This window comes from Bacillus cereus group sp. N21 (genome assembly GCF_016483395.1).
Lineage (GTDB): Bacteria > Bacillota > Bacilli > Bacillales > Bacillaceae_G > Bacillus_A > Bacillus_A pseudomycoides.
In genome coordinates, this window is record NZ_JAEHBX010000310.1 from 1 (window position 1) to 295 (window position 295).

Here is a 295-nt window from a genome sequence, read left to right on the forward strand (position 1 = left end):
TAAGTATTCTTTTAAGCCATTACTAGCAATGTATATTGAACAATTATTTTCTTTTATGTGCGTAAATACTTCTTTTACATTCGGATATAAAGCACCTTTTCCGCTCTTTATGTTTTCAATTAATCTTTCCAAAAAATATGCGTCTGTTTGTTCTCTCACTTCAATAGAATGGTCTGGTAATAACGTCTCCCAAACTTTCGGTAACGGCACACCCATAATTTCACGATACTTATCAATTGGCGTTACTGCATCCATAATTGTAGTGACCGCAAATGATTAAAAGTATCATCTAGCG

At 33.6% G+C, this 295-nt stretch carries 1 pseudogene; it reads right to left on the reverse strand.

Annotation, left to right across the window (positions count from 1 at the left end):
- Positions 1-295: pseudogene (locus JDS96_RS30995) on the reverse strand (nucleosidase); the annotation flags it as partial.